General features: G+C 45.3%; 15 protein-coding genes. 12 read left to right on the top strand and 3 right to left on the bottom strand.

Annotation, left to right across the window (positions count from 1 at the left end):
* Positions 1–28 precede the first annotated feature (28 nt).
* On the top strand, positions 29–1672 hold the full coding sequence (locus AC3RCI_RS13070; RefSeq protein ID WP_492529376.1) for an extracellular solute-binding protein: 1644 nt from the start codon (positions 29–31) through the stop codon (positions 1670–1672).
* Positions 1673–2309: 637 nt separating this feature from the next.
* On the opposite strand, the gene AC3RCI_RS13075 is transcribed toward AC3RCI_RS13070, so the two are convergent.
* Entirely contained in the window at positions 2310–2438 is a 129-nt protein-coding gene (locus tag AC3RCI_RS13075) for a DUF4023 family protein (RefSeq protein WP_095358309.1), read from the bottom strand.
* A 152-nt stretch (positions 2439–2590) separates the two neighbouring features.
* On the opposite strand from AC3RCI_RS13075, the gene AC3RCI_RS13080 reads away from it, so the two are divergent.
* From AC3RCI_RS13080 to AC3RCI_RS13100, 5 genes are all read left to right on the top strand, one after another.
* On the top strand, positions 2591–3343 hold the full coding sequence (locus AC3RCI_RS13080; protein WP_492474349.1) for a TrmB family transcriptional regulator: 753 nt from the start codon (positions 2591–2593) through the stop codon (positions 3341–3343).
* Positions 3344–3436: 93 nt separating this feature from the next.
* A complete protein-coding gene (locus AC3RCI_RS13085) occupies positions 3437–4600 on the top strand; it encodes an MFS transporter (RefSeq protein ID WP_492529378.1) in 1164 nt (387 codons plus the stop codon).
* Positions 4601–4794: 194 nt separating this feature from the next.
* Complete coding sequence (locus AC3RCI_RS13090; protein ID WP_492529380.1) at positions 4795–5799, top strand: ROK family protein; 1005 nt, start codon at positions 4795–4797, stop codon at positions 5797–5799.
* A gap of 261 nt (positions 5800–6060) precedes the next feature.
* Positions 6061–6354 carry a DUF3817 domain-containing protein gene (locus AC3RCI_RS13095; protein ID WP_336779889.1) on the top strand — a complete coding sequence of 98 codons (294 nt, stop codon included), beginning with the start codon at positions 6061–6063 and terminating at the stop codon, positions 6352–6354.
* Between the two features lie 201 nt (positions 6355–6555).
* Positions 6556–7161, top strand: a complete 606-nt coding sequence (locus tag AC3RCI_RS13100) for a pentapeptide repeat-containing protein (RefSeq protein WP_154893345.1) — start codon at positions 6556–6558, stop codon at positions 7159–7161.
* 133 nt (positions 7162–7294) lie between these two features.
* Here AC3RCI_RS13100 and AC3RCI_RS13105 read toward each other — a convergent pair whose 3' ends face one another.
* Positions 7295–7426, bottom strand: coding sequence for a hypothetical protein (locus AC3RCI_RS13105; protein WP_261779882.1), 132 nt, complete (start codon positions 7424–7426; stop codon positions 7295–7297).
* Positions 7427–7628: 202 nt separating this feature from the next.
* Here AC3RCI_RS13105 and AC3RCI_RS13110 point away from each other — a divergent pair, with 202 nt between their 5' ends.
* The 6 genes from AC3RCI_RS13110 to AC3RCI_RS13135 all read left to right on the top strand — a co-directional run bounded on the left by AC3RCI_RS13110 (position 7629) and on the right by AC3RCI_RS13135 (position 14196).
* Positions 7629–7961 (top strand): thioredoxin family protein, encoded by a 333-nt coding sequence (locus tag AC3RCI_RS13110; RefSeq protein WP_492529382.1) that lies wholly within the window; start codon positions 7629–7631, stop codon positions 7959–7961.
* A gap of 106 nt (positions 7962–8067) precedes the next feature.
* A complete protein-coding gene (locus AC3RCI_RS13115; protein ID WP_127535951.1) occupies positions 8068–9090 on the top strand; it encodes a LacI family DNA-binding transcriptional regulator in 1023 nt (340 codons plus the stop codon).
* Between the two features lie 116 nt (positions 9091–9206).
* On the top strand, positions 9207–10202 hold the full coding sequence (locus tag AC3RCI_RS13120; RefSeq protein ID WP_261779881.1) for an ABC transporter permease subunit: 996 nt from the start codon (positions 9207–9209) through the stop codon (positions 10200–10202).
* Positions 10203–10217: 15 nt separating this feature from the next.
* A complete protein-coding gene (locus tag AC3RCI_RS13125) occupies positions 10218–11105 on the top strand; it encodes a carbohydrate ABC transporter permease (protein WP_095287395.1) in 888 nt (295 codons plus the stop codon).
* Between the two features lie 76 nt (positions 11106–11181).
* Positions 11182–12825, top strand: coding sequence for a type 2 periplasmic-binding domain-containing protein (locus tag AC3RCI_RS13130; RefSeq protein WP_492529384.1), 1644 nt, complete (start codon positions 11182–11184; stop codon positions 12823–12825).
* 21 nt (positions 12826–12846) lie between these two features.
* Complete coding sequence (locus AC3RCI_RS13135) at positions 12847–14196, top strand: glycoside hydrolase family 30 protein (RefSeq protein ID WP_336779892.1); 1350 nt, start codon at positions 12847–12849, stop codon at positions 14194–14196.
* Positions 14197–14265: 69 nt separating this feature from the next.
* On the opposite strand, the gene AC3RCI_RS13140 is transcribed toward AC3RCI_RS13135, so the two are convergent.
* Positions 14266–14667 (bottom strand): hypothetical protein, encoded by a 402-nt coding sequence (locus AC3RCI_RS13140; protein WP_154893342.1) that lies wholly within the window; start codon positions 14665–14667, stop codon positions 14266–14268.
* Positions 14668–14712 lie beyond the last annotated feature (45 nt).

Consider the following 14712-nt stretch of genomic DNA (forward strand, 5'->3'; position numbering starts at 1 on the left):
GGGAGGAACAAAAAGGGGGATTCGTCGTATGATTATGTCATTCAAAAGGCTTTCATTGTTATCACTTAGTATGATCCTGGCAGGGACGCTTGCAGCATGTTCATCAGGTGCTGGTAATGCAGAGAGCGAAACCAAGCCTAGTACCCAGCAGGATGCGGGAGGACCACTCACCAAGTATGACCCGCCAATTAAATTAACCTCGACGATGAACGAAACGGGTAAGGAATCGCTTGCTCAAGGGGATACACACGCGAACAATATTTGGACCCGCGGTTACAAGGACGAGCTCGGCATTGAAGTTACGTATGACTGGATTGTGCCGGATGCCAATTACAACGATAAAATGAATGTGACCCTTGCAAGCGGAGATTTGCCTGACGTATTGAAAGTAAGTGCGGTGCAGTTCGAGCAATTGCATGAAGCGGGCATGCTTGAAGACTTAACGGAAGTGTATGATAAGTATGCATCGGATCTGGTCAAAGAATTTATGTCTGCAGAAGAAGGAGCAGGATTGAAACCGGTGACCAAAGATGGCAAGATTTACGCGATGGTGAGTTTTCCGGGTTCACTTGATTCATCGGACATGATTTGGATCAGACAGGACTGGTTGAAAAAGGTGGGACTTGAAGCGCCGAAATCAATGCAGGATGTCATCCAGATTGCAGAAGCGTTCACGTTCGAAGATCCGGATGGCAATGGTAAAGATGATACGTACGGGATCGCGCTGAACAAGGATTTGCCAATCAATGCGTTCTTGCTGGGGTACCATGGTTATCTCGAAACCTGGATCAAGGATGCATCGGGTCAGGTTGTGAATGGTACTATCCAGCCTGAAGTGAAGGAAGGCTTGAGAGAGCTGCAGAACCTGTATCAAAAAGGCGTGCTGGATCCCGAATTTGGGGTGAAGGATTTTGCGAAAATGATGGAAGACGTGAACGCAGGGAAGTCTGGCATGTTCTTTTTGCCGCAATGGGCACCGTTCCAAGTTAGCAGCATGATTAAGAAAGATCAGAACGTAGACTGGATGCCGTATCCAGTACAATCCATTGATGATCAGCCAGCCAAAACGCAAAATCACCTCAGTCTGGGCGGCATTTTCGCTGTCCGCAAAGGGTATGAGCATCCGGAAGCACTCGTTAAACTGCTGAATTTCCAGGCAGAGAAGATGTTCGGAGAATCTGCGGAGAAGGAACGCGCAGATTATTTGAATGGTTTAACCGGGCTTGGTTTTCATAATGCAACGGTGTCCAATCTGCCTGCCAACAAAAACGTAAAGGCCCAGGATGAAGTGGAACAGGCCCTGAAAACGGGAGACATATCTGGGCTTGGGCTTGAAGCGAAACTGTTCTATGATGATATTATGGATTACCGTAACGGCAATCTGGATAAATGGCATATGGAACGTATCTTTGGACCGGAGAGCTCACAAGGCGTGATTAAGTACTACCGTGACAATGACCTGATCGTGATGAATGAATTTATATATGCACCAACGAGAACCATGAATACGAAGCAGGCTACATTGGATAAGCTTAGAGCGGAGACATTTTTGAAAATCATCTATGGCAACCTGTCGATTGATGAATTCGATAACTTTGTAGCCAACTGGAAAAAACTTGGCGGAGATCAGATTACACAGGAAGTCAATGAAGTCATTAATGCCAATAAATAAAAACAAGAAGTGCCACAGTACAATTGAATTTGTATTGTGGCACTTTTGGTGCTTGAATATACCTTCAATATATTAGGACTATAGTGTGCTCCATGAGGTAAAAAAACGGGATGGCTTCATTTCTCATTTGCGTTTCAACAATATAACCCCGGAGATCGCTGATGTGTTTTTACGATATACGACTTTAAAACCGATGTCATGATCCAGCAAACAGTTTAGAGCATTGATTAACAGAGCACCAGGTACCAGGGAGAATGTGCATGGTGATGTATTTCCAATCACACGAACACTTCTGATTCTTCGAGCAGATCCCGGTACAAGCGGGTTTCTGGACCAATAGATTAACACGAGATCAGGTTGGCGTAGTGCTTTTGTACAAGTTCGACAAGTCATCGTATCATCTCTTTTCTATTAAACATAGGTTCGCTATATTAAATGAAAAGTAGTGATAGGATGTGCTGGACGAACTACTCCATGCAATATAAACAGGCGTACCAAGTAAGAAAGCTTGAAAGTGAAGTCAGTTTGATAGAGAGTGAGGAAAGGGAAAGGATCTCTATCGCGAGATCCTTTCTCTTGCGGGAACAATGATTACGAAGGAAGCTTAGTTGGAATGACTACAATTCTGTCAGTCAACTTACTTTTTGGTTCCGTGCTGTTTGGTTGGCAGCTTGTCGCTGGGTGTTCCTTTACCATTGTTCTTGTTGTGACGGGCCTTTTCGGCGTTCTCATTTACCTTTTGCACAAATTCATGGGTGCTTTCCATGTACGATACAGCTCCTTTATAATCAAAATGTGTACCCGGATCTTAATATAACCACCCGAAGTCCGTTATATGAAACTGGACAAGGACTAGTACGATCTCTAAACTAATAACAAACAGAAGGATACATAACCAGAAGGAGCGCGGGTCCAAACATGTTGCAGAAATTCGGTTTTACGCAATACGAAAGTCAGGTGTACGAGGCGATCTTCGCTCAACAGGAACCACTCGATGCATCATCCATCGTCAATCACTCCAATGTGCCCAAAGCCAAAATTTACGAAGTATTAAACCGGCTTATCGATAAAGGAATTGTATTAACCACCATGCATGGCAAGAAAAAATTGTATACAGCCGTGGATCTCCAGTCCGTTATTTTGAAGATCAAAGCGGATTTTGAGAAGGATATCGAGGAATTGAACGCCTATAAAATCAAACGAACGTTTACGGATGAGCATATTTGGACACTGAAGGATGAAACATCGATTGGTTCCAATATTGAGCAGCTTATGGCAGAGGCCGATACATCCATTCTGTTTCTGGCCTGGAATGAGAAGATGGAGAACTACCGTACGCTCTTGGAACAAAAAGAACAGCAAGGTGTACATGTTGAGGTATTGTCGGTGGGAGGATTAGAGACGTCCTTAACGAACAAGTACGCTTTAATTCCCATGCTGGACAAGCTGGAACCTTTGCAGCTGCTGATTGTAGACCATGCCTATCTGCTGTTCGCAGGCATTGAAAATGATTCCTGGAAAGCGATTAAAACCATGTCCAAGCCGATTGTCAAAGCGATGACGGATTATTTTTATCATGATATTGCCCTCACTCAAATCACCAAAAAATATGGAGATCAGCTACTGCAGGACGAAGAAATATCCAAGCTGCTGGGCCGGTTGATTTATTAGAAAGCTATTCTTTTATGGAATAGTTTTTTTTATTGAATTTTCACTCTCATTAAGTTACTATCGTAGTTGTAACTTTTGAGGGGGATTCATGAAATGAATAAAAAAGTGTATTTGCTTGCGATTGCGGCTTTTGTGGTTGGAACCGTGGAACTTATTTTGGGCGGTATTCTCGATCTGATTGCTGCAGATCTTCATTTGACTCTGGCGAAAGCCGGTTATTTAATATCCATCTTTTCGTTGGTATATGCCATATCTGCACCGATTCTGTTAAACGTAACGGCCAGATTTGAACGTAAAAAGGTATACATGTACACCCTGCTGATCTTCCTGGTCAGCAATCTTATTTCTGCTTTCAGTGCCAACTTTTATATGCTGATGGCAGGCAGGGCACTCGGGGCTGCGACAGGCTCGCTCATTTTTGTATTGTCCCTGACACTTGCTGCTCGCATTGTGAAGCCGCAGTACAAAGGACGTGCGGTTGGGATCATTACGATGGGTGGGAGTGCATCACTCATTCTCGGAGTGCCGCTCGGAATATTCGTGGGTAATCTGGCCGGATGGCGTGAAGTCTTTATTTTTATTGCCATATTGACTGCCATTGTCATGGTAGCCATTGGTCTTGTCATGCAGCGTATTCAGCCGGTGCCTGTCGTCTCTTTGAAGCGTCAGTTTGCTGCACTGTGGAATCCGAGGATGCTGGCGATTCATGCGACGACCTTATTGGTGCTGGCGGGTCATTTGACATTATATGCGTATTTCACACCATTTCTCCAGGAAACGATCGGCGCAAGTTCGACTATGGTTACCTTTATCTACATGATGTTTGGCATCGCGGCTGTTGCCGGTGGGGGACTTGGGGGCGTATTATCGGATCGCCTGCATCCGGCAAAAGCCATCGTCATTGTGTTAATTCCTTTCATTGTGAGCATGGCTGTTATCCCATTCAGTGTTGGACTGCCTCTAATTGCATTCCTCATCTTGCTGAGCATCTGGAGTGCCTTGAGCTGGACGGTTACGCCAGTGCAGAATAGTCTGATTATCAAAACATCTCCAGAAGCAGCGGAATCCCTGATCAGCACCAATTCGGGAATTGCCCACGCAGGAATTGCCCTCGGTACGTATGTTGGCGGGATGGTGATAGATCATTCCACCATTCTGTATAACGGCTGGGTAGGTTCGATTCTAATTCTTCTGGGCTTGGCCTCGGCCATATATGCGATTAGTCGCAAGGAACAATCGGTTCAGGCCCCTGCATAAGAAGGATACGAAAAGAGTACGCCAGTCTATTGCATCAAAGTAGACGGTGTGCTCTTTTTGTAATTCGTAAACTTGGAACAATGCAGAATGTGTGTCATGTCTATGATTTGTTTTTATACCAGCCGTTTTTAATCACTTTCAAGATATTGTATAGTGGTTACATTGACGTTCGAAATTTGGAGGCTGGAACGCTTATGAAAATAGCAAACGCTAATTTGATGAAAGAGATTAATATAAACAACGTGCGCCAAGTCATGAAACAGGTGGAGACAGCAACCAAGCCCCAACTTGCATCCTTGACCAAATTGAGTGTAGTTACGGTGAATTCGCTGGTTAAGGAATTGTGCGAGCTTGGGGAACTGTACGAGGATGAGACAATTCCCTCCAACGGGGGTAGGCCCGCGCTAACTTACCGTTACAATTATGATTTCAGCCTGGCGCTGGTAATCTATATGAGTGACAAGCAAGGACAGGATGTCATCACGGCAACCGTCATCAATTTGGAGAATACCATTTTGCTGAAAGAAGAACATACCCTGCCTGAATTTGACCAAACACAATTTCTCGGAATCATTGAACCTATTCTCGCTCAGCATCCTTCCATCAAAGGCATAGGCATCGGGATTCCTGGGCAAACGGTGAACGGAGAAATCATGGTAAGCAGTCATCAGCAGCTGAAGGGTTTCCGTATGGCTGAAGAGATTGAAGCAAGATTTGGACTGCCGGTCATGGTGGAAAATGATGTGAATGCTGCTGTTAGCGGTTATTGTTCACAGCAAGAACTGGATGAGGGAAACAGTGTAATCGGAATTTATTTCCCAACCTATTATCCTCCGGGCATGGGCATTTACCTTTATGGCAAAGTCGTTAAAGGCAAGAACGGCATGGCTGGGGAAATTAAATTTCTCCCCTTGGAGATGGACTGGTACAGTCCAATGAAGCCCGAGGTGTTTGCTGAAACGGTATATCAAATCATTCATACCGTAAATGCGATCCTCGCACCGGACAGGGTTGTTATTTATCAAAGTCAGGTAGAAACAGAGGCGTTTATTCGGGGCTGGGAATCGTATCAAGCGGAGCAGCTCATGCCTGTTTTCCCGGAAGTAATTTTAAATGAATCATTTCAGGAGCATTTTGAAGCGGGCATGCGGTGGTTAACCTTAAAAGAACTTGAGCCTAACATCATTCAGATTACGTGAATGTTCATGATAATAAGAACCCACCAGACACCTTGTTTCCAAAGGTTACACACCTATGGTCAGAGTCGGAAGAGGCCTATGAATCTTATATGGAGCTTTCACAAGCCGTATGCCGTTTTATGTTCAGATGACTACGCAGCGATGCAGATTCAATAATTATTCAAATTTGAACCATTTGTGCTTCCAAGCCATGCGTTATACTGAATGTGGAGAACGTTACATAATTCACAAACGAGGATTGGAAAGGTGAGATGGAATCTGATGAAGACAGTGATCGGCCGATTCAAAATTGCAGGGATATGCGAAGGGGTTTCCTTGCTCTTGCTTGTTCTTATTGCCATGCCTTTGAAATATTTCGCGGATATATCTTCTCCGGTGGCCGTTATGGGCATGATTCACGGGATACTGTTCCCTCTGTATCTTATTGCATTGGTACATTTGGCCGTTGTAAACAGGTGGAAGGCGGCACGCTGGTTCATGGGTGTCGTGGCTGGTTTGCTGCCATTTGGAACCTTTGTTTTTGAATCTTATTTGAAGAAGAGAGACTGGAATTAAAAGTTAAACTCATGATGAAAAAGGCGATCAGCCTACTGTAGAGCACAGTAGCAGAGAAGACGCCTTTTTTTTGTTATCTGTGATCGTGACAAATTAAATTCCTTGACTTTTACGGTCACTTAGGCAGGTACTTGACAGGGGTATGGTATAGTATAAAAAGTTTGGATTCATAGAATGTAGATGTAAGCAGGAGGTTTAATCGTGTACCAATACAAGGATCAGGAATATGAAGCGGTGCATTTTGACGGACACGACTTGAGATACGGAGAGCTGATGCGCTGTGTTTTCAAGCAGTGTACCTTTATGAATGCTTCCATGGAAGAGATCGAGACAAGCAATTGCCGGTTTATCGAATGCGACTTCAGAGGAGCGAGCATGAACGGATCGTTTCATACCGAATCTGCTTTTGAGAACTGTACATTCAGCGGAGCTAACCTTTTTGTCTCCAAATTTACGTCCTGTAAAATGACCGGCTCTGATTTCTCGGGAGCACAGATGGACGGCGTTACCCTTATCAAGGGGGACTGGTCCTATACGAATTTGAGACACACGAAGCTGGGCAAACAGGATCTGCGGGGCATTCGCTTCTACGAAACGGACTTCTCGGATACGGATCTTGGTAAGGCAGATCTAAGAGACTGTGACATGAGCAGAGCAACGCTAAGCAGAGCCAAACTCATGGGAGCAGATTTGCGCGGAGCTAATCTGGAAGGCATTGATCTGAAATCCCTGGACGTCAAGGGTGCACGTATAGACACGGAACAGGCTGTATTGTTCATGCGTTCATATGGCGCAAAGGTAGATTAAGACCAAATGAAATGGACACAAACCCGTATGTATCCACAGGTTTGTGTCCATTTTCATTCCATCTTGAAGCCGACGTAATATGTAATCACTAAGAAGTTAGCTTTTGAGATTTTGTTAATACGTTAACAAGCGCTTATTTAACTGTACCCGTTTGACGATCGGACAGTAGGCTGAACCCGTTGTCAACCGAAGCAGCGGAGGCAGAAGCAGCGAAAGAAGCGAATAGACAGAGGGCAGCGAGGAGTAACATGCTTTTTCTTTTCATAGATAAACCTCATTTCATTTAAGATGGTTATACTCATCTAGTATAATCCATATTATGGTAACTTGGAAAGTGAAACTTTATGGTTCATGGAGCTCCACTTGGTGATGAATAGATAATCCACTCCATTGTGCATTTTATAAGTGCATGTAATCATGGTACACTCATACTTGCTATATCATTTTGGATTGAGACGGAGGCACAAATGAAAGAAATACATGAGTTAACGTCCATAGACATGGTTGATTCGTTTATCCTGAAGCATAAACTGACTTTTTTGTATGTCTCCAGGCAGGAATGCAGTGTATGTCATGCCTTGATGCCCAAGATCAGAGAACTGCTCCAGCCTTATCCTTCCATTGATCTGGGACACATCGATGCAAATCAGGTGGAAGAGGTGGCATCGAAGTTCCTCATTTTCACCGTTCCGATTATGCTTGTTCTGGTGGAGCAGAAAGAAGTTGTTCGGGCAGATCGGTTTGTTCGTCTGGATCGTTTGGCAGAACAATTGGAGCAGATTTACAGCTCATACGCATAAAAAAAGCATAAAGCTTCAGTGTAAAAAAATTAAAGTGTTGTGCTGAAAGCGGTTTTATGCTAATTTAACAATATAAAAACGTTTTTATAGTAAAGGACTAATCATTATGGCTAAGATTACGATCAAAGATGTTGCAAGGGAAGCAGGTGTTTCCATATCCACCGTCTCCAATGCTCTGAATGGTGTGGACGTGCTTAATCCGGAGACCAAGTCTCATGTGCTGAAGGTGGCTGAGCGGTTAAATTACGTTCCCAATCTGAATGGCAAGTTGTTAAAATCCGGACAAACCAAAATGCTGGGCTTCTTCACGACCAGTGTATCAGGCCCGTATTTTTACAAACTGGTTGAGTCCATGTCGCGCGAGTGTGACCGTCTCGGATATGGGCTGAATGTATTTGTCACCAAGGATAAGCAGGTCATCATGAGCAATATCATGGGGCGCCGCGTGGATGGTGTCATTATTTATGAAGAGCTGCGAATTGATGAGCAGGATATTCTGTCCATGCAAAAAGACAAGATCAAGGCAGTCTTCCTGGACCGTGTCTATCAGAGTGAAACGATGGGAAGCGTCATATTCGACTCGTATGTGGCAGCTTACGAAGCAACAAAATACCTGATCTCACTTGGACACAAGAAGATTGCTTACATCTCGGGTGTGGATACGATGTTTGACAGCGTGCAGCGTAGGGACGGGTATCTGGCAGCTTTGCGTGAATACCAGCTGCCGGTGGATGATGATTATATCATTCAGGGTTATTTTGAGGAAGAGAGCACGTACAGTGCCATTAAGTCCTTTTTGCACCTGCATCCAGGCAAGCGTCCCGATGCATTTCTCGCGGGGAATGACCTGAGTGCGGTTGGCTGCATTCATGCATTAAAATCCGAAGGGTATGAGGTTCCTCAAGATGTAAGTGTGGTGGGTTTTGACGATATTGATATCGCTCCGTATTTTTCACCTCCGCTCACGACGGTAAGGAATCAGATTGCAAGGCAAGGAATACTGGCCATTAACCAATTGGTAGGCATGATTAAGAAGAAAGAGCAAGGTGCAGCTCAAAAATTATCGGGTGAACTCATCGTAAGAGGTTCAAGCCACGTAAAGATCGGCCGGAATGATATCGAAGCATAGTTGTGTAGGATCATTTCGGTCTTTTTTTAAATGATTGAAGCAGAATAAGGGGGTTTTTATGCACGAAAATAAAAACGTTTTTATAAATATGGAAAGTCAGAGGGGAGCTATGGAACGTGAGTAAATTAGCTGTTGAGAAGGCAGCCGGGAATACGCCGATTGGGTCAGGTCCTAAACAAAAAAAGTCGCTAGGACAGCGGGTTAGAGAGTTTGTCATCGACTATCGCAGACAGTGGGAAATTCAGTCCATGATTATACCGGGCATTATCTTTATGATCATTTTTTGTTATATCCCGATTTATGGTCTAACAATTGCTTTCAAAAATTATACGGTCATTGATACGCTCGCTACCGCACCATGGGTAGGCTTGGAGAATTTCAGAATTATCCTGTCGGATAAATATTTCTGGGACGCGGTCGTGAATACGCTGGGCATCAGTTTTCTCAAATTGGGGATCGGCTTCGTCATTCCCATTATTCTTGCAATCATGATCTACGAGCTGAACAGTGGACGGTTCAAGAAATTTGTGCAAACGGTTTCATATTTGCCGCACTTTTTGTCCTGGATCGTACTTGGCGGCATGCTCATTACCTGGTTCTCAACGACGGGCCTATTCAATCAGATCCTGCTCAGTCTGGGCTTGATCTCGCAGCCACAAAACATCCTGCTGGATGCCGGAAAGTACTGGTGGATTGCTACGTTATCGGATATATGGAAAGAGGCCGGCTGGGGAACCATCTTGTATCTGGCCATTATGTCGAAGATTGACCCCACGTACTATGAGGCTGCCAAAATTGATGGTGCAAGCAGGCTTAGGCAAATCTGGAACATCACGCTTCCGAACATGAGATCCATCATTAGCTTGAATCTGATTCTAACGGTAAGCGGTTTGCTTGGCTCCAACCTGGATCAGACACTGGTTCTGATGAACTCGCAAAACCGAGAAAAAGCAGAAGTCATCAACTCTTATGTATATCGTATGGGGATGTCTCAGGGTGACTTTTCGTATGCGACAGCGGTTGGACTCGGTGTCTCGATTGTGTCCGTCATTTTGCTGGTTACCGCAAACAAGATCACGAGCAAGCTGAACGATAATCAATCTGTGCTGTAGAAGGAGGCGTAACGCGTGAATGGAAAGGTGGCAAAAGAGGATCTCGATAGCCGGATCTTTGATACGCTGAATATTATTTTGCTGGTCATATGTACCATTGTTATTGTGGTCCCGCTCTGGAACGTGGTTATCTCTTCCTTTAGTTCCGGCAGGGCGCTCGCGGAAGGGGGGTTCATCTTCTGGTCACCCGAGTTCTCGCTGGAGAACTACCGGGCTGTATTTAATGATTCGAGTATTTGGCAAGCCTTCTTCATCTCGGTTTCCAAAACGACAATTGGAGTGGTTACTCACGTATTTTTCTGTGCCATGGTGGGTTACGGCCTGAGCAAAAAATACATACGGGGCCGGAAGCTATATGTTGCCATGGGTGTTATCACGATGTTTTTCTCGGGCGGGATGATTCCAACATACCTGTTGATCAAATCACTCGGCCTGCTCAATAGCTTCTGGGTATATATCATCCCAGCGCTGTTCAGCTTCTATGATGTCGTGATTCTGATGAACTTCTTCCGGAACGTCCCGGATTCTCTGGAGGAATCAGCCAAAATCGATGGCGCCGGAGACTGGCATATCTTCCTCAAAATCTTCATCCCGCTCTCCATGCCAGCAATGGCTACGATTGCGCTGTTCAATGGAGTGGGGCAATGGAATGACTTCATGACAACCAAGCTTTACATTACGGATCAGTCATTATATCCACTGCAGATGATGTTATATGAGATTATTGTGCAATCCCAGACGCAATCCATGCAAAATATCGGAGGCTCTGCGGTCATTGAAACAACGACCAAGGGTGTGCAGCTCGCGACGATCGTCATTACCACTTTGCCTATCGTGCTGATCTATCCCATCCTTCAGAGATATTTTATATCAGGAATGATGCTGGGGGCTGTCAAAGAGTAGTGCCAATTCAAGTTGGATCTATAAAGGTTTTTGAATGCTTGTTCAAGTATGTACCACATTCTGAGGAGGAATCTCGATGTTGAACATGAAGAAGGCCATCGGTCAAACGGGTGTTAAACTGAGTGCTGCCCTGCTGACAGCAGTATTATTGGTTACAGGATGCGGAGGAGGAGCAGGTGGCTCCGGTGAGGGGAACTGGGTTTCCATTGAAGACCGATACACGGTTGATCCAGAGACGCCGGCATGGCAGCTGGACAAAAAAGAAGAGGTAACGGATCTAACCTGGTACGTTAACGCGGACTGGTGGAATACCGATTTTGGCAAAGACATCGTCACAAAGAAAATCAAAGAAGATTTGAACATCAACATCAAATTCATAACAGGGGACGATACGAAACTGAATACCTTTTTTGCCGGTGGGGAGATGCCCGACCTGCTGACCGTATTCGACTCGAACTCTCCTGTCGTGCAAAAGGCTGCAACCTGGGCACTGCCGCTGAATGAACTGGCTGAGAAATACGATCCGTATTTCAACAAGGTGGCTGCGGCAGATACTCTTAACTGGTTCCAGCTGTCTGATGGCAAGACCTACGGATATCCGAACTATTCCAATACACAAGCCGATTATGATAGCGGTAACATTCCAACCAAAACAGCATTTATCATCCGTAAGGATGTCTATGAGGCACTGGGAAGTCCAGTTATTGGAACACCGGAAGAATTCCAGAGTGTAATGAAGCAGATCAAAGAAAAGTTTCCAACGTTGATCCCATTCGGATTTAACGCCATTGGAGAAGGTACAGGTTCGCTCGGAGATACGCTGCAGGATTTCATCGGTGTACCTCTGGAGAGCGAGAACGGCGAGTTCTATGATCGTAATCTGGATGAAGACTATCTCGCTTGGTTGAAAACGCTGAACACCGTATACAGAGATGGCAATATCAGTGATGACAGTTTTGCAGATGACGGTACGGCGTTTGAGGAAAAAGTGAAATCGGGAAAATATGCAACGATACTGCTGGACGGCACACCACAGCAAGGAGGCAATCTTCAAATTTATATGAGTGCTAACCCTGGCAAGGAGTATATGGCAATTGACGGTCCACAGAGTACCAAAGGCCATGCTCCAACATTGAATCAATCCGGCATAACGGGCTGGATGATCAACTTTATTTCGAAGGACAGCAAGGATCCGGCCAAAGCCATTCAGATCTTCACGTATCTGCTCAGTGAGGAAGGCCAGACGCTGATGAACTATGGTATTGAAGGCGAAACTTTCCAAACCCAACCGGACGGTACGGTTGAATTGCTGCCAGCCGTGAAGGACCTGCAGCTCAACAATGCAGATAAGTTCAAAAAGGATTATCGCATGGGTGAATTCATGTTCTTCGGTCACGATCGTCACAAAGCGTTAAGTGCGGATGCTTTTCCTGAGTCGATTAAACAAATGCAGGAATGGGGCAAAGGCAAGCTGAAACCTCATTTTATTCTGGAGAATATCAATCCGGATCAAGGAACACAGGAAGCACGTGCCTTGTCTGCCATCAACACCAAATGGAATTCGACACTGGTAAGTATGGTTCGAGCGAAGGATGATGCTGCATTTGATGGTGCACTTGCCGCTTACAAGTCATTCTTGGATGAAAATCGCTGGGATGAGATCGTGAAGGTCCGCAGTGAGAAGATGAAACAGAATAAAGAGAAATTAGGCATCCAATAAAAGAAAACCGGAGGGGATCAGATGAGCCAATTCAAGATCTACCGATCAACAGGAGAACATGAACTATTTAAGCCTGTATCAGAGGAACAATTGGAATCGCTTCAATCGGACCGGGAACCAATTGAAGTCAAGCTGGATGATCAGCATACTTTTCAGGAGATGGATGGTTTCGGAGCTTCATTTACCGATTCGTCAGCGTATCTGATTCATCAGATATTGAGTGAAGAACAGAGGGAAGAGCTAATGATCAGCCTATTTCACCCGCGGGATGGCATCGGCTTGTCGGTCATTCGCAATCCAATGGGCGCATCCGATTATGCCAGAACGGTATACAGCTATAATGATCTACCTGAAGGGGAAACTGATCGAGAGCTTGCCCGTTTCAGTATTGCGCATGATGAGGAGGATGTAATCCCCTTAACCCGGAAAGCGCTCGAATTAAATCCGGATCTGAAGCTATTTCTTTCGCCCTGGAGTGCTCCGGGTTGGATGAAAACAAGCGGGTCCATGATTACGGGACAACTGAAGCATGAGTATTATCCGGTGTACGCTGAATATTTTGCCAAAACCATCAAAGCATACGCGAAACATGGACTGCCCGTCCATGCAGTGACACCGCAGAATGAGGCATTGTATGAACCGGGCCATTATCCAGGCATGCTGATGCCAGCGGAAGCACAGGCGGATTTTATCAAGAATCATCTGAAACCTGCCTTTGTTAGCCAAGGCATTCAGACCAAGATTCTCTGTTATGATCACAACTGGGATGAACCGGGTTATCCACTTACCGTGCTGGAGCAGGCGGGAGAGGAGGTGGATGGCGTGGCTTGGCACTGGTACGGAGGTGAAGCATCCGCACAAACGAAGGTGTATGAAGCGTATGAAGGTAAAGAGGTGCACTTTACGGAGGGGTCAGGAGGAGATTGGATTCCTCCCTTCGAGGAGGCTTTCTCCAATGTCATGCGAACAGGAATTCAGATTCTTCGGAACTACAGCAAGTCTATGGTGCTCTGGAATATGGCACTTGATGAGAACAACGGGCCAACGGTGCCTGGGTTTGGTCGCAGTACTTGTCGCGGCATCGTGCAGGTAAATCAGCAAACGGGTGAGCTTATGTACACACTCGATTACTATGCACTGGCTCATTTTAGCGCATTCATTCGCCCAAAGGCCGTTCGTATTGAATCCGCTTCAAGTCATGTCTCCATATCCAACGTGGCCTTCAGCAACAGGGACGGTTCCATTGCCGTAGTTCTATTCAATGATGGGGAAGAGTCTGGTAATATCCGGCTGAAGCTTCGTGATGAGGAACTGTTAAACATATTCATGGAATCCAAAAGTGCACTGACCATTTTGATTCCTAGTCGATAATTCGTATTCAAAAAAGCCGATCCGCAGTGTGAATCATCCCTGCAGATCGGCTTTTTTGTACGCTTCATTTCATCCAAACATCTGAATAGCGAGATTGGGCGTTCCTGAGCTATCGTCGATAAACAACACATATTGGTTACCGCTGGTTCCCGTCAGTACAAGGCCTGGTTGATTTAAAACACCCGGATTGTAGTATAACAACTGCTGCACTACCGGCAAGACGGCAGGAAGCGTTGGTTGATTCAGCGCCATGATCTGGGTGGTGGCTTTTACGCTGTCCCCTGCGTGAACAACTCCGCCGACTCCGAGACTGTTTGTAAGGGAAGTGCTGCCATTAATTTGAAGATGGCCGGCAATGGTCTGGTTTCCGTTCACCTGCAGGTTCAACCCGACCGTTTCATTACCATTCACATGCAAATCCTGATTGATGGTCTGGTTTCCTGTAACGAGGATACTACTAAATGTTGTCAAACATATCAACTCCCATCTGGTCTTGATATAGTTTATGAGGACAAG

This window comes from Paenibacillus sp. MT124 (assembly GCF_058792755.1).